The sequence below is a fragment of the Roseivirga echinicomitans genome (assembly GCF_001592935.1).
Taxonomy (GTDB): domain Bacteria; phylum Bacteroidota; class Bacteroidia; order Cytophagales; family Cyclobacteriaceae; genus Roseivirga; species Roseivirga echinicomitans.
The window spans coordinates 56216-79504 of record NZ_LRDB01000051.1 but is presented as its reverse complement, the minus strand read 5'-3'; the positions used below and the strand labels follow the sequence as shown (position 1 = coordinate 79504).

16 protein-coding genes are annotated in these 23289 nt (G+C 40.8%); 12 read left to right on the top strand and 4 right to left on the bottom strand.

Annotated elements, in window-relative coordinates; genetic code table 11:
- Positions 1–80 precede the first annotated feature (80 nt).
- Complete coding sequence (locus AWN68_RS17590) at positions 81–2726, top strand: hypothetical protein (protein ID WP_068418776.1); 2646 nt, start codon at positions 81–83, stop codon at positions 2724–2726.
- Between the two features lie 164 nt (positions 2727–2890).
- Here the strand turns inward: AWN68_RS17590 and AWN68_RS17585 are convergent, their stop codons facing one another.
- On the bottom strand, positions 2891–3700 hold the full coding sequence (locus AWN68_RS17585; protein WP_068418772.1) for an SDR family oxidoreductase: 810 nt from the start codon (positions 3698–3700) through the stop codon (positions 2891–2893).
- 39 nt (positions 3701–3739) lie between these two features.
- Positions 3740–5332, bottom strand: coding sequence for a SulP family inorganic anion transporter (locus tag AWN68_RS17580; RefSeq protein ID WP_068418769.1), 1593 nt, complete (start codon positions 5330–5332; stop codon positions 3740–3742).
- 181 nt (positions 5333–5513) lie between these two features.
- On the opposite strand from AWN68_RS17580, the gene rlmD reads away from it, so the two are divergent.
- Together rlmD and AWN68_RS17570 are read left to right on the top strand one after the other, a co-directional pair.
- Positions 5514–6920, top strand: coding sequence for a 23S rRNA (uracil(1939)-C(5))-methyltransferase RlmD (rlmD, locus tag AWN68_RS17575; RefSeq protein ID WP_068419135.1), 1407 nt, complete (start codon positions 5514–5516; stop codon positions 6918–6920).
- A 407-nt stretch (positions 6921–7327) separates the two neighbouring features.
- Complete coding sequence (locus AWN68_RS17570) at positions 7328–8089, top strand: hypothetical protein (protein WP_157716324.1); 762 nt, start codon at positions 7328–7330, stop codon at positions 8087–8089.
- 156 nt (positions 8090–8245) lie between these two features.
- Here the strand turns inward: AWN68_RS17570 and AWN68_RS17565 are convergent, their stop codons facing one another.
- On the bottom strand, positions 8246–8971 hold the full coding sequence (locus AWN68_RS17565) for a LytR/AlgR family response regulator transcription factor (RefSeq protein WP_068418763.1): 726 nt from the start codon (positions 8969–8971) through the stop codon (positions 8246–8248).
- On the bottom strand, positions 8968–10119 hold the full coding sequence (locus AWN68_RS17560; protein WP_172796083.1) for a sensor histidine kinase: 1152 nt from the start codon (positions 10117–10119) through the stop codon (positions 8968–8970). The genes AWN68_RS17565 and AWN68_RS17560 overlap by 4 nt, the downstream gene beginning before the upstream one ends.
- 99 nt (positions 10120–10218) lie before the next feature.
- On the opposite strand from AWN68_RS17560, the gene AWN68_RS17555 reads away from it, so the two are divergent.
- The 9 genes from AWN68_RS17555 (at position 10219) to AWN68_RS17515 (ending at position 23248) form a co-directional block, all read left to right on the top strand.
- On the top strand, positions 10219–10575 hold the full coding sequence (locus AWN68_RS17555; protein ID WP_068418757.1) for a hypothetical protein: 357 nt from the start codon (positions 10219–10221) through the stop codon (positions 10573–10575).
- 25 nt (positions 10576–10600) lie between these two features.
- On the top strand, positions 10601–12943 hold the full coding sequence (locus AWN68_RS17550) for a TolC family protein (protein ID WP_084362924.1): 2343 nt from the start codon (positions 10601–10603) through the stop codon (positions 12941–12943).
- A gap of 2 nt (positions 12944–12945) precedes the next feature.
- Positions 12946–14040: an efflux RND transporter periplasmic adaptor subunit gene (locus AWN68_RS17545; protein WP_068418751.1), complete on the top strand. Its 1095-nt coding sequence runs from the start codon at positions 12946–12948 to the stop codon at positions 14038–14040.
- A complete protein-coding gene (locus tag AWN68_RS17540) occupies positions 14040–17120 on the top strand; it encodes an efflux RND transporter permease subunit (RefSeq protein WP_068418749.1) in 3081 nt (1026 codons plus the stop codon). The genes AWN68_RS17545 and AWN68_RS17540 overlap by 1 nt, the downstream gene beginning before the upstream one ends.
- A 114-nt stretch (positions 17121–17234) precedes the next feature.
- On the top strand, positions 17235–18068 hold the full coding sequence (locus AWN68_RS17535) for a DUF6268 family outer membrane beta-barrel protein (protein ID WP_157716322.1): 834 nt from the start codon (positions 17235–17237) through the stop codon (positions 18066–18068).
- A gap of 72 nt (positions 18069–18140) precedes the next feature.
- Positions 18141–19133, top strand: coding sequence for a S1C family serine protease (locus AWN68_RS17530; RefSeq protein WP_068418743.1), 993 nt, complete (start codon positions 18141–18143; stop codon positions 19131–19133).
- A 346-nt stretch (positions 19134–19479) separates the two neighbouring features.
- Positions 19480–19680: a ribbon-helix-helix domain-containing protein gene (locus AWN68_RS17525; protein WP_068418740.1), complete on the top strand. Its 201-nt coding sequence runs from the start codon at positions 19480–19482 to the stop codon at positions 19678–19680.
- 92 nt (positions 19681–19772) lie between these two features.
- Entirely contained in the window at positions 19773–22136 is a 2364-nt protein-coding gene (locus AWN68_RS17520; protein WP_068418737.1) for a preprotein translocase subunit SecA, read from the top strand.
- Between the two features lie 158 nt (positions 22137–22294).
- Entirely contained in the window at positions 22295–23248 is a 954-nt protein-coding gene (locus AWN68_RS17515; protein WP_068418734.1) for an aldo/keto reductase, read from the top strand.
- The last annotated feature ends 41 nt before the right edge of the window (positions 23249–23289 follow it).

Here is a 23289-nt window from a genome sequence, read left to right as displayed (position 1 = left end):
GTAAGGAAGAAATCAGCGCTTACAAAGTGAAAAAGCCAAATCATTAAAATTATTAACTTTATCCTGCTTAATCTGCTTAGATGTCATACTTACTCAGGATTTTGTTTTTTTTGTTTGTACTGGTGCCTATCGCCAATGCCCAAGTGATTGAAAAAACTCACCTGACCACTGACAGATCTATTTATGCTCCTGAAGATACTGTTTGGTTTAAGGCTTATGTTTTTGATGCTTCCAATATGCCTTCTGACCAAAGCATTTCACTTAAGCTCTTTATGCTTTCTACTGCTGGCGAAAAAATAATTGACAGATCAATCCCTGTTTTTGATGGTACTTCTTCAGGATTTTTTGTCGCTCCAAAGCTAGAAGGTAAATACAATATTTTGGCCATCAGCGGAAAAATGATTGGCAGTCCAAACGACCAGATTTTCTCCAAAGAGATTTTAGTTCGTGAGGCACTGGTAGACGAATTTGAGCTCAGGGCTTATCAAAATATTATTCCACAGAAAAGAGGCGAAGCATTTTCCTTTGATGTTTACACTACTTCTGGAGAAAAACGCTTACCCAAAACCAACTTTACCTATGAACTATGGTCAGATAAAGAACGGGTAGAACGAGGCAGAGAAAAAACTGATGAAAATGGCAAATCAAGTGTTTCGATTAAGAATTTTGATTGGGGGAAAGAGCTTTACCTGCATATAAAAAGTAATGAAGGCAGTGGTGATCGGGATATTCAGTACACCTTACCCATTGAGGCAGAGCAACCTAAAGTAGACTTGCAATTCTTTCCCGAAGGGGGAGAAATGATTCTAGGCCAAGACAATAAGGTAGCCTTTAAAGCAAGTACTTCTGATGGCTCAGCCTTTAGTTTCAAAGGGCTTTTGCTCGATGGCGAAGGTAGATTTATGGATTCCATTGCTTCTTTTTATCAGGGCATGGGCAGTTTTACTATTACCCCCAGCCTTCAAGATTATGCAGTAAAAGTGATTGGGTTGCCTGATACGCTATATACTTTACCCATGCCTAAACCTGAAGGAATTGCTATATCACTTTCCAGAAAGGAAGGCATTGGTCATATGCTTAAAATTCTTCCCTCTCCGGCTATGGTGGGTTCCTCAGTCAGTGTTGAACTAAGCCAGTTTGACAATGTATCTGCGAGTAAAAAGGTAGTGCTTTTGGCAAGGCAGTTTTTCGAACTACCAACCGAGTCCCTTTCTCCGGGGCTAGCGAGGGTTACCATTTATTCTGACCAAGGTGAGCCATTGGCAGAGAGACTGGTATTTACTGGTAGCAGAGTAGATTTGAACTTTAAGGTAGAAACTGACCAACAAGATTATTCTGCAAGGGAAAAGGTGAAGGCAACAATTGTGGCAAGCGACAAGGACGGAACGCCAGTTAAGGCCAGTTTCTCTATTGCTGTTATCGACAAGGACCGAACGTTTGGTACAATGGATGGACAGCCTAACTTGATGGCCAATATCTTGTTGACTTCTGAACTTCGGGGAACCGTGCCCACGCCTAACTTTTACTTTACCGATGACCCTAGGGCCGAAAAAGCGCTAGACCTTGTGACACTCACCCACGGATGGAGAAGATTTGTGCCCACTATTTTGAATGACCCCGAAGGAATAAGTGGCACGGTGCTCAATAATAATAGCAAGAGAAAAATGGCTATAGGCAAGCCAATGTCGATTATTGCATTCAAGGGTTACACTCCACTAAAAATAGCTACAAATGAAGAAGGCCTTTTCCAAGTACCCTCTCTCTACTTGAAAAATAAGGGAGATTCTTTTTTGATTACCGCACCCACAGAAGGCCCGAAGGATAGATTCAGCGTTATGTTAGACGAATCAGCCTCGAAGACTGCTATGACGCTATTTAAAAATACAGCAGATAAATTTGCCTGGCAGCACCCATATGGAAATATTGAGCTTTTTCTTAAAGAGTATAAGCTTCCAAAAGACAGGTTCAACAGCATACTTATGCTCAACTCTGTAGTAGTTATTGGCAACAGGCAACAAGACTCTGAATGTGAGCTCAGAGACTATCATTTTCAAGAACCCTGGGTCACTAAAATGGCTGATGAAATTGATATGACCACGGGCGAAATATCGGGATGGATAATGCAGGTAAGTGATAAAGTAAAAGGGTATGGAGATGTTATGTTTCAAGGGAAGCGTTCTTATACAACTCTGGGTGAGGATGCACTGTTATCAACATTTAAGCCTTTAGGTGTTTTTTCTCCGTTTAGAGTATTTTTAAATTGTTATGAGATTCCATATATCAAAAAGGCAAGACCAAGCCCAATGGATCTTCAAATCAAAAAAACATTTGAGACTATAGATTTTTCCAATCTCGAGTCCATATCGGTTAGAGAAAGCCACCCAAGAGGTGACATGCCCATCGTCAGGATCAATACCAAAGACGATAAAATTATTTATAAGCCTGTTTTTAGAAAACACAGATTTCTAACGCTCTACACTAATTACGATCGAGAGTTTTACTCTCCTATTTATGATACCCCAGAAAAAACGAAAAGCCCAGTGCCCGACTTGCGCGAAACTATTTTTTGGCAAGCTTCTGTACAAACAGACGAAGAAGGAAAGGTAACTATAGAATTCTACAATGCCGACAGGCCAAATAGCATGCAAATCAGTATAGAGGGAGTCGATGTATATGGTAGAGTTGGTGCAGGTAATTTCATCTACAAAGTGAAAGAAGATAGGTAATGGGTGTCGATTAGTTAAGGGTTATTGGTTAAGAGGGGGATCAGGGATCAGTTAAGGCTGAGTTTTTTCCAGCAATTTGAGTTCCCAACTTCACTATTCTTTTTCCTGTTTCCTGATTTACTGACCTACTGATCACTCCTCCCTAATAACCAATACACTAATAACTACTTCCCGAAGGGAGAGTCGGGTTCTTTCGCGAAAACATTGAATACGATTTTGTCCATTCGGCCGGGCATCCATTTATTAAGGAAGACGGCTAATTTACCTTGGCTGGTAAATACAATGTCGCGCTTTCTTTTTTGAATGGCCTTGATAATGCCTTGGGCTACTTCTTCTGGGCTCATCATCTTTCCTTCATCACGTGGCGATTCTCCTTGGGAAGTACCGTCTGCGGTTAGTGCGGCATTTCTGATATTCGTTCCAGTAAAGCCAGGGCAAGCCACGAGTACATGAACACCTCTGTGCATTACTTCCGTACGCAATGACTCCATAAAGCCATTCATCGCGTATTTTGAAGCAGTGTAAGCCGTTCGTGCTGGTGTACCTCGGTAACCATTGATTGACGAAACGCCAACAATGGAGCCTTTCGTTTTTAGAATTTCGGGAAGACAGTATTTGGTGGCGTAAAGGGTTCCGTAAAAGTTAATGTCCATCACTTTTTTAAACACATCCATTTCGATTTCTTCAAAAAGCGCTCGCATAGAAATACCCGCATTATTGATCAGGATATCAATTTTACCAAAGGTTCTTACGGTTTCCTTAACGAGAATTTCATTGTCCTTTTCTTTGGCTACATCCAGTTGCAGACAAAGATTTCGGGTGTTCATGCCATCCAGAATTTCAGCCACTTCATTGAGGCGCGCTTCATTCCTACCCGTAATGACAATATGCGCTCCCAGTTTAGCAAACTCTAAGGCCAATGCTTTTCCTATACCCGAAGAAGCTCCTGTGATGATGACAACTTTGTTTTTCATGAATCGAAAGTTAAAAAATACCGATCAATTATACCGTCATTAATTGGCCAGCTTTGCCTTGTATTTATTGAAATTATCAATCGCTACAAAGTAATCTGGATCTTCCACCACATTGACATCGCAAATTTCTTCGGCACGTTTGATCAGCGCTAAGCAATCTTTACTTAAGTGACGCAAGTGGATGGTTTTTCCTTCTTTCTGATACCTTTCTGCTAGTTTATTAATGGCCTCAATTGCAGATTGGTCCACAATTCTTGATTCAGCAAAATCAATTACGACTTCATTCGGGTCTTCTTTGATATCGAATTTACTATTGAAAAGGCTGATAGAGCCAAAGAACAATGGTCCGTAAATTTCATAGTGCTTAATGCCATGCTCATCCGTTGTTTTTCTAGCACGAATACGCAGTGCATTTTGCCATGCAAACACCAATGCTGAGATGATTACCCCAGCAAATACGGCAATGGCCAAATCGAAAATTACGGTAAGCACTGTCACCAATAGAATTACGATGACATCGGCCTTTGGCACTTTGTTCCATACCTTAAAAGTAGACCAAGCAAATGTGCCAATGACCACCATAAACATTACGCCTACCAATGCTGCGATAGGCACCATTTCAATGTATTCGGAAGCAAAAAGGATAAAGCCTAACAAAGCCAATGCGGCTACAACACCTGAAAGACGACCTCTGCCGCCAGATTTTACATTGATAATACTTTGACCGATCATGGCGCAACCGCCCATTCCACCAAAGAATCCATTGACTAAGTTGCCCAAACCTTGAGCTACCGATTCACGGTTTCCGCTTCCACGGGTTTCAGTCAGTTCATCCAAAAGGTTAAGCGTCATCAAGGACTCAATCAAACCAATAGCAGCTAAGATGATCGCGTAGGGTAAAATAAACGCTAGCGTGTCCCAGTTTAGGTCGATTACCGGCACATTAAAAGAAGGAAGTCCAGCTTTAATACCATCGCCTCCACCAGCTTGAATAAAGCTTTTCACCGTTTCTGTTTCTACTCCTCCAAAAATCACAATCAGTGAAACCACCACAATGGCCACTAGTGCCCCTGGAATATTTTTATTGATTTTGGGAAGGAATACCATGATGGCCATGGTCAATAGCGTCAGGCCAAGCATAATAAGTAAAGAAGAACCTGTAAGCCATTCTCCACCAATTTTGAACATGCCCAATTGCGACATGAAAATCACAATTGCCAAGCCGTTTACGAAACCCATCATTACCGAATGAGGTACCATTCTGATGAACTTGCCCAGCTTTAGAAAGCCAGCAGACATTTGAATAATGCCCGTCAGGATCAAAGTAGCGAACAAGAATTGAAGACCTTGCCCATCTCCCATAAGTTCACCTTCTGCTACCAAAGAAACCATCACTACGGCCAAAGCACCAGTAGCGCCTGAAATCATTCCGGGTCTTCCGCCAAAAATGGAGGTGATAAGCCCCATCATAAAGGCGCCATAAAGCCCAACTATTGGGGAAATTCCGGCTACAAAAGAAAATGCAACTGCTTCTGGCACAAGGGCCAAAGCCACTGTTAAGCCTGAAAAAATATCGCTTTTGGCGCTGACTCTGTTTTTATCAACAATTGAGAAGGTCTCTCTAAAATTCATAATCGTTTTTCTAATAGGGCTGCAAAGGTAGCGCATTTCGTTAAGACAGAAAGACTTGCTTATAAATTGTTCATGCAACAGAAATTATGGATTGATAATATTAGAGGTGAGAATGATCGTTAAACCAATCAAAATTTAGGCAGAGTAAGCAGAGTTTCACAGAATGAAATTATCTTCGCGCATGGCAAAATTCAGGGGGAAAAGAAAAGTACTAGAACAAGTTAGAATCGAAGGCATTGCGGCAGAAGGAAAGTGCATTGCCCGTGTAAACGATGAAGTGCTTTTTGTAGAAGGCGTTGCGCCCGGTGATGTGGTAGATGTACTCGTGACCAGAAAGAAAAAGAACTTTATGGAAGGTAAGCCCCTTACTTTTCATGAATATTCAAAAGATAGAGTAGAACCTTTCTGCAAGCACTTTGGCGTTTGTGGTGGCTGCAAATGGCAGCACATTCCGTATGACATTCAACTAAAATACAAGCACCAGCAGGTGATTGATAATTTAGAGCGCATTGGTAAAATTCCTTTGCCTGAAATCAGTCCCATTTTAGGCTCTTCAAAAATCAAGTATTATCGAAACAAGCTGGAGTACACCTTTTCGAACTGGAAATGGCTTACAAAAGAAGAAATTGCTACTGGAGAAGATGCAGACCGAAGAGCTTTGGGCTTCCACGTTCCGGGCAGTTTTGATAAAATATTGGACATTGAAACTTGTTATCACCAGCCTGATCCTTCTAATGAAATTCGACTTTTGGTAAGAAAATATTGCCTTGAAAACGACTTGCCTTTCTTCGATTTAAAAAGAAGAACTGGAAACCTCAGAAACCTGATCATCAGAAATTCATCGTTAGATCAGTGGATGGTCATCGTTCAGTTTGCCATGGAGCATGAAAAGAACATGGGACTGATGGAGCACATCAAAACCGCCTTCCCACATATTCATTCCCTACAATATGTAATCAATGACAAGGGCAACGAAACTTTCCATGATTTGGAAGTAATGCTTTATTATGGTGAAGCACACATTACCGAAGCCATGGAAGATGTAAGATTTAGGGTTGGACCAAAATCGTTTTACCAAACCAACGCCTCTCAGGCTTATGAGCTCTACAAAATCGCGAGAGACTATGCTGATTTAAAAGGTGACGAAGTTGTCTATGATTTATACACCGGCACGGGCACCATTGCCAACTTTATAGCGAAGGATGCGAAAAAAGTGATTGGTTTAGAATATGTGGAAGCGGCCATTGAAGACGCCAAATTGAACTCAGAAATCAATGGTGTAACGAACACCGAGTTCTACGCAGGCGACATGAGAGAATTACTAAATGACGACTTTATGTCCAATCATGACAGGCCTGATGTGATCATTACCGACCCTCCACGCGCTGGAATGCATGAAGATGTAATTGGAATGCTGCTTAAAATTGAAGCTGCAAAAATAGTCTATGTAAGCTGTAACCCCGCCACACAAGCGCGAGACCTGGCTTTACTCAATGCAAAATATAGCGTCAAAAAAGTGCAGCCAGTAGATATGTTTCCTCAGACGCATCATGTGGAGAATGTCATCTTGCTAGAATTGAAAAAATAAACATACACGCTTTTCTTAGCTGACCATGAAATCATTCCTAGCAGCATCCTTAATCCTAACTTATTTGAGAATGTAACTTTCACGGACTGACTTGATTCCAACACCTTAGTAGTAATCGTATGAGCATAAAACTCTAGGACAAAGTGAATAATTTTGACAACCATCAATAAGCTCAACTTTCGATAATAAGGCCTCGTCCATGGCCAATCTTTATGCTCAGTTTTTATGAAGTCATTGTCAAATGAATGAAACGATGATTTAGATACATGAAAGGCTCGCCTCATTAATCGAAAAGCCTTGTTGATTATAATAGTGATTTGATTCAATTATATGTGCACTTGGTAAATCAATTTTCATGCTCTTTGGTGGCCGCAATACTTTCGCATCGAAATAAAAATTATCAAAACATGAAAAAATCAATAACAAGTAAATTGACATTAAAATCAGCAATTATGGCACTCATTGCCGGTATCATTTTTTTCACCTCCTGCAGTAGCGATGATGCAGATGAACCAGTGGTATTCGTCATTGATGAGGGAGATGCTGCTGAATTCGTAGCTGTGGTTTTATCTGTAAACACCTATGGCTTTTCTGCAAATGCCATTCATGTCAGTGAAGTCGTAGCAGATAACATGACATGTGGAAGTCAATCACAAGACTCAGAAATCATTAAGAAAACTTCGTTGGATGGAACCGTAACTTACAATTACGCCTTTGATGAAAGCTATACCTACTCTTGTGATGTGCCTGGAGGGTCTGTGACTTACTCATTCCTAGCAGAACAACAACTATCCACTGCCAGTTCATACGTTGACTCGGACATATCCGGGATCTGGACGGTTTCTGATATTGACAATTCGGAACCTTCATACATGCTGAGTGGGATTTATAAGCAAAACTCAGACAGAGATTTAACGACCGATGAGTTGCCTTCTGCCTTCATTACAACTGACTTATATTTTACAGACCTGAAAATTGAAAAAGAAACAGGCTATTTGATCGGTGGTACCTCACAGTTTGAGTTAGCATGGAGGCAAATAGATTCTGACGGTCAGGTATTTCAAGGAACCATTAATTTCTCTGACCCAGAAGCCACCGAAGTGATATTTACGGATGGAGGAACTTATGTGCTTAACATGCTCACAGGAGAAATTACAAAAGCACAATAGAAGTTATTTTTATAACATGATACTAGACCAGTTGGATAAAATGCCTTCTGGTCTAGTGTCATTATTAAAACCAAAAACCCTGAAACATTCCATCTTGGAAAGGCATCAAAAAGAGGATTGTTATTCTGCTCCTTTTGGAGTTCTCACCGCTATAAATCAGTCCCCCAGCAAGTTCAATTGATCAATTAGCGAGAGGAATTCCTCTCGCTTGTTTTTACTCAATATGGCCACATGATTTTTTAGCTTAACCATATTACCATCAATACTGTCTATATGGTCAATATTGACAATATGAGAGCGATGGATTCTATAAAAATTGGTGGGGAGCAATTCTTCCAGTTTATGCATAGACTGTAGCGACATAATTTTACGGCCATCAGCGGTGATAATCTGCACATAGGGTCCATCACCATTAATCACTACTATTTCATTGAAAGCAACTTTAATGATCTTGTTATCTGCTTTGATAAATAGCTTATCAGTATGCTGAGGAGTAACAGAATTTGGAGCAAAATCGACCTCTGAATCTCTCAATGAGATAACCTTGGCAATGGCCTTATAAAATCGTTCAAAATCTATCGGCTTTAATAAGTAGTCAACAACATCGAGTTCATAGCTCTGCACCGCGTATTCCGAATACGCGGTGGTCAAAATCGTGGCTGGCTTGTTCGGTATAATCTTAAGAAAATCAAGGCCGGTAAGGTCTGGCATTTGAATGTCCAGAAACAATACATCAATCTTAGTCTTGTTAATATGATTGAGCGCCTGAAGTGCAGAACTACAGGTGGCAACCAACTCCAACTCTGGAACTTTGGCAACATATTCTGAAAGAATCTCTCGGGCTATATGCTCATCATCAACAATAAGGCATTTCAAACTCATAATGTCATCTTTAAATCCAGTTGATAAATGTGATCTTCGTTACTTATCTCAACATGATGATTCCCCGGATAATTAGCTTCTAAAAGTTTCAGGGAATTTGTTAGTCCAATTCCCTTGTGACTTGATAGGGTTTTCTCTATTTCTTCCTTGATTGTATTTTCTGTCCGAAAATTAAGCTCATTACCTTCTACTTCCAGGCTTATTTTTATCCATCCCTGAGGATTGGTTTCCAGGTCGGAATGCTTAAAGCAGTTTTCAATAAAATTGATAAGAATCATAGGTGCGATTGTGTGGTTGGACATGACACCAGCATGGTAGAAATCCACATTCTTGGCATCTTCGTGTTTAAGCAACTGTATGCTCAAATAGTGTTCAATCAGATTTCTCTCCTTCGATAGAGGGACTCTTTGCTGATCGCAATCATAAAGCAAATAACGTAGGAGCTTGGAGAGTTTAGAAATCATTTCAGCAGCACGCTCATCTTTTAAATAGGCAAGCCCATAAATGTTATTCAATGTGTTAAACAAGAAATGGGGGCTTATTTGACTTTTCAACAATTTCAGCTCAGCTTCAACTCTTTGTGCCTTATGCTCAATTTTTTGAACAGCATTGAGATAATAAACACGGGCCACCCGTAGACTGGCCATATAAATTATTCCTAACAACTCGGTCAATACCCATAGGGCTATCCTGACAGATTTAGGAGCATACCTTTCTCTTATCTGGCTTAATCCCAACACCTCTGCCATAATGGTATGAGCATAAATTCCGATAATGAACAGAAGTATGTTGATGCCAATGAGTATGCTTAGCCTCTGATTAATTTTCCCTTCTCGAGCCAGATATTCCGGAAAGACTTTATATCCAAAAAACCAAATCACCAGAGTCCCTAAGAACAGGTAAGTAACTAAAAAGTAGATGGTGTCTGCCCAGCCCCTCTGATAGAGCAATACCAAACTGATGGCAGCATTAACCCCAAACCACAGGATGTATGGACCAAATTTGAGAAACCGTTCCGTCTTCGACAATGCCTTACTCATAGGCACAATATTAAACTCCGTTTCCATAGGGTCATTATCAAATGAATGAAACGATGATTTGGATGAACGAAAGACTCGTTTTACTAATTGAAAGGCCTTATTAGACATAATCGACATTTGGTTCATTTATGCTTATCCTTCGTGAATCTTTTTTCATGCTGGCTTAATGCCGAAATAATTTCGCATTGAATTCAAAATTATACAAGCATGAAAAACATAAAACACTTATTCACAATCGCACTATGTTTCATTTCAACGCTCCTCTTAGCTCAAGATAAGCAGGATGAAATAATAGCAGTCTGGGATACTGGTGAAGCGAAAGTCGAAATCTACAAGGTAGATGAAAGATACATAGGAAATCCCATTAACCCAGAGGGAAAAAGGAATACGGAAATCGAGGTTCTCAATTTGACTTATGAGGACGGTAAATGGGTTGGTAAAATCTATTCTAAAAAGAGAGGAAGACTCCTGGATGTAGAGTGCCAATTGAAAGAAGATAAACTACTTCTTGAGGTTACCGCCCGGTTTGTATCCGCAGAACTCGAATGGGTCAAGGCCAAATAATCCAACCCTCCAAACAATCTAAGCCATGAAGTTTACCATAAGCTTTGCCATGCTCGTCTGCTTGGCTCAATTACAGGCACAACAAATAAAAATCGGCATTATATCAGATTTTGAGCAATCCCCTAAGCTGAACGCAATAATAGATCAGGTGATGTTTGAGATCGATCAGACCACCGGTCCATCCCGAAAAGTTAGTTTGAAAGACACCTCCTTTGGAATAGGTAGTATTGAATCTGCTCAAAGGGCATATACTCAATTCGAAGGTCAGATTGATCTTGTTGTTGCTATAGGAAGTATTTCTACCAAAGGTCTGGCATCCATCAGTGATCTCTCAATTCCCGTGGTAGCCTTAGGAATTATCGATCCCAAACTGCAGGATATCCCTTATGTAAATGGAACATCGGGAAAACCGAATTTCACTTATATCTGGCAGACACGGAAGCTGGAAGAAGAGTTAGAAGCTTTTCATAAAATCCATGATTTCAACAGCGTATTGGTATTTGTGGATGAAAAGGCTGCATCAACAATTAATGGGCAAAAGGCCAGAAACTTTATTGATTCTCTTTCCAAAAAGTTCAATACAGAACTGTCCATAGTTCCAGTGGGAGCTAATGTGGAAGAGGTAGTTAATCAATTGCCTCCCCAAACAGACGCGGCATATTTTACTGTTCTTCTTAGCCAGACAGAGTCACAGGCCCAGTTGATGATTGATCAACTCAATGAACGAAAAATCCCGACTTTCTCTGGCAACGCCAGACTGATGGACTATGGTGTGCTTGGATCAATGGCCAATGAAAACGACTTACAGCAGGTAATCCGAAAACTGGCCATTATGAGCGATGAAATTGCAGCGGGAGCTGACCTTTCATCCATACCGGTTACTCTGAACACTAAAGATAATCTGTATGTCAATGTAGCAACCGCCCAAAAAATCAGACTCCCTATTCCATTTGAAGTGCTCTTTACAGCCAGGCTTATAGGGGGCAATGACCGAACCGTCAAAACCTATTCATTCGAAGAAGTTGCCGAAAAAGCCCTCAATGCAAACCTGAATATAAAAATCAGTTATCAAGATGTAGAATTGAGCAAAGCACAGGTTAAGTCTGTCAAGGCAAATCTGCTACCTTCTGTTGAGTCTAGTCTTGTCGCCTCACAGATTAACGAGGAAAGAGCTAATGCTGCGTTTAATAATCCAGAACAAGCTTTAACTGCTAAGCTCACCTTTAACCAGTTACTCTACTCAGAGCGAGCCATTGCCGCTCTCAAAATTGCAGAGTATGCACAAAAAGCCCAAGAGTATAAGACCGAAGCTGAAGTATTGAAGGTATTGTTCGATACCTATAAGGCCTATTTGAATGTATTGTCAGCAAAGACAAACGTGCTGATACAAAAGCAGAATCTGTCAAATACCCGAAAAAATAAGGAGCTGGCAGAGATTCGTGTAAACCTGGGTACATCCAATAATACCGATATCTACCGATGGGAATCAGAATTGGCAATAGCCAACCAGTCAGTAATCGATGCCCAAACAAAAATGCTGACCGCTAAACTTCAATTGAATACACTCCTAGCAAATTCCCTTGAGTCAGATTTCGAAATAGAAGATCTGTCATTAGAAGGTGATTTGTACAAAGCATTTAGCCAAAGTCCAATCACTGAAGTGGTAAAAACACCTGAGACCCTAAAGCTTGTGTCAGACTTTTTGGTGGCCGAAAGTCAGGTTCGAAATCCCAATGAGAAAGCCATTCTGGAAAGCATCAATGCGGCTGATCGCCAACTGACACAAAGCAAGCGAATGCTTTACACACCCACAATAGCACTTCAGGCACAGACCTCTCAGATAGTAGGAAGCAGTGGTGTAGGATCTTCAATAGATGCGGGCGCTATGGCACTAGGCATAACCGAATTACAGAAGAACTCCTGGTTTGCAGGGATTTCCCTGTCACTGCCAATTTTTAGCGGGTTTAGCAGAAAAGCGGCTATTCAGCAATCTAAGATTAATCTATATCAATTAGATCACTCTCAAACACTATTAGACCAGCAGTTGGAGCTGGGTGTTCGTGCAAGTGTACTCGACTTACTGAGTTCCAAAACGAACATTCGATACAGCAAATCCGCTTCAGAAAGTGCACAGAAAAACTTTGAACTAGTTCAGGAAAACTACAAGCAAGGTCAGGCTTCTATCACACAACTGATTGATGCACAGCAATCTGGGTTACAAGCGAGCTTGGCTTCAGCCTTTTCCATATACGAATACATACAAGCCCACCTCCAAATAGAATTCTATGTGGGCTCATTTATCATGTTGATGCCTTCCAATCAAGTTCTGGATTTTAATAACCGTCTTCAACAATACTTAAATAATTAGAAATGATGCAACGAATCAAATATTCATACCTGACTTTTCTTTCACTCATACTTCTCTTTGGATGTGGAAAATCAAGAAAGGAAGAAAAAGCAGAATTGGTCAAACCGATCAAATATGGAATAGTAGAGTCCTATGGAGGCTTAAGCACAAGGACTTTCAATGGAATTACCCAATCAGGGTCGGAAACGAATTTGAGTTTTCGTACCGGAGGGCTAATTGTTGAGTTAAATATAGTGGTGGGTCAACATATTAAAAAAGGCCAATTACTCGCACAGTTAGATCAAACGGATGACTTGTTGGCCTTAGAGCAAGTTCAGCTTGATTTAGAAAATGCCAAAGTGCAATTAGAAACTGCTTCATCCAGCTTCGAACGCATCAAGCAGCTCTATCAAACTAACAATGCTTCTTTAAGCGACTATGAGCGCGCCAAGAGCTCCTTATCCAATGCTCAAAGCTCTTATGAAATATCCTCAAAGAGACTGGACAAGCAGAAATCGCAACTGTCTTACAGTACTATTGCCGCCCCAATGTCTGGAATCATTTCGGCTGTAAATGTTGAAACAAATGAAGTTGTAAGTCCAGGTCAGTCTATTCTTGTGATGAACAGAGAGGATGCTGATGACCTAGAAGCACATGTAGGCGTACCCGAAAAATACATTAGCCAGGTTAAGCAAGGAAGCCTCACTAAGATTATGATACCTGCACTTTCAAAAGAATTTGAAGGCGTAATCACAGAGGTCGGTTATAACTCATCGGGCGGTACCTATCCGGTGGTCATTTCTTTAAGCAATCCTTCAGATGAAGTTCGTCCAGGGATGCCGATTGAGGTGGCTTTCACATTTGGCCATGAGCATCAGAAAAGTCAATTGATTGTTCCCGTCCAAGCGGTAAGCGAAGACGAAAACGGGCAATTCGTGTACATTCTTAACCCTGCACATGAGTTTCATGAAGCGCAAAAAACGAATGTTGAAATCGGCAGCCTCACTTCAGGAGGATTTATTGTAAGGTCTGGTTTGACAGAAGATCAACTTGTAGCAGTCGCTGGCCTGAGAACGCTTTATGATGGAATGAAAGTCAAACTTTTAACTCAGAACTGATGAACCTTACTGCTGTAGCGATCAAAAATAATCGCGTCACCTATTTGATTTTGGGCATTATCATCATCCTAGGGATTTCAGGATATGCTTCACTGCCCAGAGACAGTATGCCTCCTTTTACAGTACGGATGGCCAGAATTGTCACAGTTTTTCCCGGTGCAAGCCCAGAAAGAATGGAACTTTTAGTAACAGACCCACTTGAAAAAGTGGTGCAAGAAATTCCTGAAGTAGATTATGTAGAAAGTGAGTCGAGAACTGGTATCTCCATCGTCAAAATCGCACTTAAGGAAAACGTAGATGAATCGGAACTCAGACCAATTTGGGATCACTTAAGAAGGAAGATTGACAATGTCAATGTGCCCTCCGGGGTTACCAGAGGCCCCGATCTGAAGGATGAAGATTTAGGTGTTACTTATGGCATCGCACTCGGCTTGAAAAATGACGGGTATGAGCCTAAGGAATTGGAAAAGTATGCTGATCATCTACGAAATGAATTAATTCGATTGGATGATGCAGCCAAAGTAGAGCTTTCAGGGGTATTGGCTCGCAGAGTATTCATTGACTATAATGATGCCGCTTTGGCTAAAATAGGATTATCAGCCAATGAACTAAAGAATACCATATCCGGCACAAATATTATCATCCCTGCTGGCCAGATCAATATTGAGAATGAACGTGTCATTTTGGAACCATCAGGGAATTTTGAAACGATCGAGAACATTCAAAACATGCTGATTCCAGTCGGGAATGGTAGAGAAACAGTATTTCTGAAAGACATAGCCGAAGTCTACGAAGACTACATTTCACCAAGGGAAACAATAGTCAGGATGAATGGCCAGCAAGCAATAGGTCTACACATTTCATTGAAGGAAGGAGCTAATATTATCCAATTGGGAGAACAGGTAGACGAATTGCTGGGTAACTTTAATCAAGGCCTTCCTGTTGGAATATCCGCACAGCGAATTGCTTCTCAGGATAGCTCTGTGTCTACAAGTGTCAGCGATTTTGTCTCTAACCTTATTCAAAGTGTGGTCATTGTTTTGGGTGTAATGCTGATGTTTCTTGGGCTCAGAACGGGGATTGTTGTAGCCAGCCTGATTCCTACCGCTATTGTAATGTCCTTATTCTTGATGGGTGTTTTCGACATTGGCCTCAACCAGGTTTCACTTGCTGCCCTGATTATGGCCCTGGGAATGTTGGTAGATAATGCCATCGTAATGGCCGAATCTATGATGGTGAAAATGGAAAGAGGCAGCAAAGCCCTAGATGCTGCCATCTCTTCCAGCAAAGAATTGATGGTACCATTGTTAACTAGTTCTTTGACAACATCCGCTGCTTTTCTGTCATTTTTTGTGGCAGATTCGGTGATGGGTGAGATTATGGGGCCATTGTTTTCGGTAATCACTATTACCCTTCTCTCTTCATGGCTCATGGCACTGACTGTCGTGCCAATGCTAGCCATTGCCTTTATTAAAATCAAAAAGGGTAAGAAAAATCAAAAGCCAGATCTCTTTGAAAAGCTGAATGCTCATTATAGGCAAATCATTGTGTGGTCATTAAAAAAGCCCGTCTTGATTTTGTCGTCAATCTTTGGACTATTGATCCTTTCACTTTTCGGTATGGGTAAACTTGGTTTTGTATTCATGCCAGATAGTGACCGTAACCTTGTAACTGTTGACATTACTCTGCCTACCGGAACAAGCTTGGAAACGACCGATTCACAAGTTTCTTTAATAGAAAGCTTCATATTGGACAGCCTGCTTACCAATAACCAAAGAACTCATGGGGTACAGAACTGGTCTTCCTTCATTGGTGAAGGGCCTAAATCTTATGATTTGGGTTATCAACCCGACCAAAAACAGTCCAACTATGCGCACTTATTGGTCAATACCACATCAGGAGATGACAATCAGTTCGTTATTGATCAAATCAATCAATTCTCTTTTAACAACCTTCCAGATGCTAAAGTCACTGTAAAAAGACTTACCAGCGGAGGCGGGGCTGATGTTCCTATTCAAATCAGGATCAGTGGCCCTGATGCAGAAAAGTTAAACCGGATAGCTTCAAAAACTAAGGGCCAACTTCGAACCATTTCTGGAACCAGCAATATAGATGATGATTGGGGACCCAAAATCAAGAAGGTCTTTGTAGATATCAATCAATCAAAGTTGAGCTACAATCAATTGACCAATCAGGATGTCGCCTTATCATCGTACACTTCTCTGTCTGGCTTCACTGTAGGTGAATTCCGTGAAGAGGGTGACAACATTCCCATATCCATGAGATCAGAAGGCAGTCTTGAGTTAGCCTATGACGATCTCGAAGGAATGAGCATATACAGCCAGCGTACAGGTAGAACCGTGCCTATGGCGCAGGTGGCAGACATTAGTGTCGACTGGCAATTGGCCAAAATCATCAGGAGAAATCTTAACAGAACTGTTACGGTTGAATCTCAACTCCAGGCTGGTTATACGGCTGCTGAGATTACAAATCAAATATCAAATTGGCTGAATGAACAGGAGGCTACCTGGGGAAATGAATATCATTACGAACTAGGTGGAGAATCAGAAGCAAGCGGTAGTGCAATGAGTGCAGTTATGGCCAAACTTCCTGTTTCATTTTTCATCATTATTCTACTGCTGGTTATGCAGTTCAACTCTGTCAGGAAAAGTAGTATTGTATTGTTTGCCGTGCCCTTCGGGATTATTGGGGTCGTGGGCGGTTTGCTCATTACCGGTACCAATTTGAGTTTCACTGGATTCCTGGGTATCATTTCTTTAGCAGGCATTGTCATCAATAATGCAATAGTACTCATAGACCGTATACAGTTAGAGTTGGATGAGAATAAGAGAAATCCATACGATGCCATCTTAGCTGCCGCGCAGGAAAGGTTTCGGCCTATATTGCTCACCACTTTTACTACTTCTCTAGGTCTTATTCCTTTATGGCTTGGGGGCGGTGACATGTGGAAACCTCTGGCCATTGGTATCATCTTCGGGTTACTTTTTGCAACCATCATCACACTGGTCTTGGTTCCTATTCTTTATCGATTGCTCTACAAAGTACAGATGCCTGTTTGACGGTTTCGACACGCATTTTCAAAAACTATTTAAGAAAAAGTAAACATGATTTTAAATCCAATATCACAATTGAGCATTGTCTCGGGTTTGCTATTTATACTCAGTATGCCGGCAATGTCACAGGATCTCCAACTAGCGGGATTCGGTTACACAACATTTCCTGAAGCCGAAATAATGGATTCAAGACTAAGTCAGAAAATTCAGTTAAATGAATACAATTTCTTTCTGAACATGCCCAAAAGGCTCAAGAACAAGAAGACTGTTCTTATCAATGGGTTTCAATATGGATTAGTAACCCTTAATGGGGATAATGATCTTCATTTGGGATTAGATAGTCAAAACCTACATCTTATTGGCTATCGACTTACCGCAATACATCAGTTAGCTAATGATTGGAGCCTGTTGGCCTCACTAAATCCCACATTGGCCTCAACATTTAATACAGCACTTGAAGGAGAGGATTTCCTATTCAATGGTATTCTACAGTTTACGAAAAAGAAGTCCGAATACTTTTCTTACGGAGGGGGTATAGCATATTTATCAACCTTCGGAGAACCCGCATTTATTCCAACACTTCAGTTAACCCTTAAATCAAACAATAGTAAGTTTCAGGTATTCCTGCCACGTCAGATCACTTACAGTCGCTTTTACGGTAGAATTACCGCAGGGGTTCAGCTTTCAGCGAGTGGTTCTCGCTACAATGTCAATAACTCAAGTGCCGACTTCAACGATTTCGAATATGTAGATCAGCTGGCTTATTCACGGGTAATATTGGGACCTACCTTTAGCTACCTCGTGGGTAAACTCATACAACTGGAAGCCTCCGGAGGCATTACGTTTGGCCGAAAAGCGGAGCTTCAGGGTGATTTATATGAAGGTGCGAACTACGATGTCGCCAATGGGGCATTCTTCCGATTTGGAATTTCTATTGTACCACCCAAAAAGTAATCCACTTGCCCTTGTAATTCTAAACTTTACGAAACCAAAACCATGAAACATTTAATCATTATATGGATCGTTATGATTCCCAGCACCTTGTGCGGACAATCATTAAGTGACATATACAAAAAAGTAAGCCCGGGTGTGGTGATTATTGAAACAGAAGAAAAGATAGTAGCCCCGGACGGTCATACTAGTTACTTGGGTTCACAAGGATCAGGAGTCCTCATTTCTGATCAGGGTGAAATACTAACAGCCGCCCATGTGGTTAACAATGCAGAGAAAATTACAGTAACTTTTAAAGACGGACGGAGCTTTCCCGCAAATGTTGTTCGTCTTGCCATAGTCGCTGATGTAGCACTGATTAAACTTGTCTATTTCAGTAATGATTATCCAACCATTAAATTGGGCGATTCCGATAGTGTAGATGTTGGTGATGATGTATTTATAATAGGAGCACCTTTTGGGATAGAATACTCATTGTCCAAAGGGATCATTAGTCGAAAAAGTGTTGAGCAGTCCAAAATGGCAGGTTTCAGCTTTGCCGAGTTTTTTCAAACAGACGCTGCAATTAATCAAGGAAATTCAGGAGGGCCAATGTTCAATATGCAAGGAGAAGTCATCGGCATTGTCAGTCACATTGTAAGTGAGTCTGGTGGATTTGACGGAATTGGATTTGCAGCCACAATTAACAAAACCAAAGAGTTGGTAATTGACAGTGATAGAAAGTGGACAGGAATCAACGGAGTTCTTGTAGATCGTGAATTAGCTAAATTGCTCAATGTCCCTCAATCTGGTGGTTTGCTCATTGAAAGCGTAGTGGTATTATCTCCAGCATTTATGGCGGATCTGAGAGGTGGAGATGTCCCAGTTTATATTAATGGCAAGGAAATAAGTATTGGAGGAGATATTATTTTGGAGATTAACGATATACCAATTATCTCAGAAGAAAGTATAATAAGGCTTATGAAGTCCATCTATCGCACGGATAGTAAAGAAACAGATTCATTCAAACTCAAGATATTGAGATCAGGACAGATTAAGGAAGTCATGCTGAAATTTTCCGATGATTGATTACCTTCAAAGGAAGGCTTTTCTCACCTATTCCCTGTCTTTTCAATAAATAGGAAGCATTTCCCATTTTTTCCCTCTCCGAGATGAGAAAAAACTGAGAAGCTGAGATTCTTTTGTCCGATTCTTGTCTGAGCACAAACCACCAAGTTTAAAAACAACCTCCTACAACTCCTAATGAAGTATTTTTAGCCAAACAAACCCATCATGTGGAGAATGTGGTTTTGTTGGAGTTGAAATGAGGGCATTTCCCGGCTAACCAAACCTTGAGAAAGGATCAATCATCGTGTCTATATTTACTATATATCGACATGTTGGTTATATTGAATGTTCAAGGAAGTAGAAAACCATGAATGTCAGTTTGACCAATAAGCAAGAGAAATATATCGCCCCCCAAATTGAGGCGGGTGATTTCCAAAATGCGAGTGAACTTGTGTGTGATACCCTTCGCATGGAAATCGAGAAAGGTTGGAAAGCGCCTGTCAGTGGCCGTAGTGTTCAGGACATAATCAAATCCAAAACGGTAGAAGAAAGCAATAATGACAATTGATCGCTATACGCTTTCCAAACCTGCCAATCATATCAGGATTGTTCGCGTACTCCACGGAAGTAGGAACTTAGTCAAGTTTTTGAATGAATAGAATGAATAACATTTTCACTAAGTATTTCGGGCGCAAAAGTCGAAAACTACATTCTAAATTATTAGGGCAAATTCTTGTTGCTGCCAAGTCGCTTGAAAGCGCAGATGATAATGAACTAAAAAAAAGGTATGGTGAATTAAAGAGTAAATACTCGGACACTCCACAAAGAGATGAACTACTGATTGAACACCATTCGCTGGTGTCGGAAGTGATTCAACGCACCATGAAAATCCAACCTTTTAATAGCCAGATCTCAGCTGGAATTTATTTGAAGGATAGGAATATCGTTGAAATGAAAACAGGAGAAGGGAAAACTTTGGCGGCAGTATTTGCAGCCAGCTTTCATGCCTTAAGCAACAAAGGAGTCCACGTTCTTACCTTCAATGACTACCTATCTGAAAGGGATGCCCATTGGGTAAAACCCGTTTGCGATTTTTTAGGCCATTCTGTAGGCTTCATTACTGAGAAATCGGATCGAATGGATCGGAAAAAGGCCTACGAATGCGATATTACCTATGTAACGGCCAGAGAAGCGGGTTTCGATTTTCTTCGTGACAGTATGATCTACTCTGTCACAGATAGAGTGCATCGCGGATTTACTATGGCCATTATTGATGAGGCCGATTCCATTTTAATTGATGAAGCTAGAGTACCTCTTGTTATTTCTAAAAACAAGGTGGGCGAAGATGAAAATTTGAAGAAGGTTTCTGATATAATTCGTAATCTAAACCCCAAAGAGGATTTTGAATCAAGTCCTGACACCAATCAAATTCACCTTACAGATCGAGGGCTGCATTTGGTAGAAGAAGCGCTACAGATTGATAACCTTTATAATCAACGGTATATAAAGATGCTCAATTCAGTTAACCTATCTCTGCATGCTCATTTTTTACTACGAAGAGACCATGACTACATTCTTCGGAACAATAGAATAGAACAAGTGGATCAGTTTACAGGAAGAGTAGCCGATAGAAGACGATGGGCATATGGGCTTCAATCAGCATTGGAAGCAAAAGAGCAAATAGAAATAAACGTTGGCACCCAATTGCTAGGCTCCATTACACTAAAGCATTTCCTTGAGCAATACTCCCTTTTATCTGGTATGACAGGCACTGCCCTCACTTCAAAAAAGGAGTTTGAAGAGTTTTACAATCTTAACGTCATCGCTATCCCTACAGGGAAACCCATGATTCGTAAGGATCTACCCGACATACTCTATATGAACAAAGCACTAAAAAATGCTGCGATCATCGAAGAGGTTATAAATACCAATAAGACAGGACAGCCGGTATTGGTGGGAACAGGAAGCGTGGAAGAATCTGAACAAATCGCTGCGTTACTAAAGCGTGAAGGTCTTGATTTTAATCTATTGAACGCCAAAGTTGATAAGGAAGAAGCAAAGATTATTGGGCAGGCGGGGAAACTCAATCGCATTACTATTTCTACAGCCATAGCGGGCCGAGGAACGGATATTAAGTTGGGGGAGGGTAATCTCGAAGATCACAAACAGGTTAAATCACTTGGTGGTTTATCCGTGATAGGCACTTGCATTCATGAAAGTAAACGAATCGATGACCAATTGAGAGGGCGTGCTGGACGGCAAGGAGACCCAGGTAAATCTCGCTTTTTTATAAGCTTGGAAGATGAGTTATTGGTTAACGTTGGCCTATTAGATTTTTTACCAAATAGGATTACGGATAATTTGGGAGCGTCATTAAATCACCCTGTTATTCTTCAAGCAGTGAACCGACTCCAAAAGAAAGTTGAGGAGCAGAATCATAAGATTAGGAAAACACTCAACACCTACTCTGGCGTGATAGATGATCAGAGGAAAATCTTTCTGGAAAACCGGGAAGATATTTTAATTCATGGATACCACCCCGTTATTGAAATAGGCACTACCGCACAAAAATCTGATTTGGCCAGCGAGTTTTCTAATGAAGAAATTGCCAACTTCTTCAAAATAACCGCATTATTCACTATGGACGAAGCGTGGTCAATGCATTTACATTTGGCCAACCAGATTAAGGAGAGCATTCATCTTTCGAGCCTTGCTAGGTTATCGCCTTCAACTGAATTTCACAAAATTATGGCCGAGGCATTTATTAAAATGATGGAGGACCTGGATGAACGCATAGAGCAGGAAATTCTTGAAAAGGTAATGGACAAAAAGGGAAGAGCTCTGTTGATGGATCTTTTATCAAATCCGTCCTCAACATATACCGAACTCATCACCGATCAACCCTTTGGTGAATGGGCTGAGCTATTATACATTCCAACTTCAGGAGCAGACATTGGGCTTTCAAAGTTATTTTTCTGGCCTATTCTAGGCATTTTCCGCAAGAAAAACGATACTCCTACGTAATGAATACAGTCTCAAAAAAGTACAGTTAGTGGATATGTTTCCACAGACACATCATGTGGAGAATATTATGCTGTTGATAAGGAAAAGATAAATGCAAAAATCAATGAACTGACAGCGTAGTTCATTAGTTTAGGGGGTAAAATTTCTTTAGAGGCATTATGAACCAACTGATATTTAAGAACGGAGATGTATTAGAAGCCATCGGACTCGGAACTTGGAAGTCTGAACCAGGCGAAGTTTATCAAGCGGTTAGAACAGCCATTAAACTAGGCTATCGCCATATTGACTGCGCTTGGATTTACCAAAACGAAGCCGAAATTGGAAATGCTTTTGCCGATGCCTTTTCCGATGGTGACGTAAAGCGCGAAGATCTTTTTGTGACTTCAAAACTTTGGAATTCATTCCACGCACCAGAAGATGTGGAGCCTGCTTTACAAGAATCCTTGAAAGCCCTGCAATTAGACTATTTGGACCTGTACTTAATCCACTGGCCGATTGCGCATAAAAAAGAAGCCATCAACCCTAAAACTGCTGACGACTTTATACCGATTGACGAAATGCCAATTGCAGACACTTGGAAAGCCATGGAAGCCTGTGTAGATAAGGGCTTGGTAAAACACATTGGCGTTTCAAACTTCAATATTCCTAAGCTGAAAAAGCTGATGGAAACCGCCATCATTCAGCCAGAAATGAACCAAGTGGAGTCACATCCTTATTTGGCTCAAAACGACTTATTGCACTTCTGTATAGAGAACAACATTCATTACACCGCTTATTCTCCTTTAGGTTCAAAGGACAGGGCAGAAGGAATGAAGGGGCATGACGAGCCAGATATGTTTGAAAACCCTGTGGTTAAAGCAATTGCTGAAGCCCATAATGTTCATCCTGCTCAAATTTTAATCAAATGGGCAGAAGCCCGAGGCACTGCTGTAATTCCAAAATCGGTAAACCCAGAAAGATTAAAGAAGAATTTGAAGTCGGCTAAAATTGAATTGAGCAAAGAAGATATGGCCAAACTGAACAAGCTTGACAAAGGCTATCGATTCCTGAATGGTAAGTTTTGGGAGCGAGAAGGCGGAAGTTATACCGCAGATGGGCTTTGGAATAACTAGCCCTGCCTAGCACCTATTAAAATTCTTTAAAAATCAGCGTT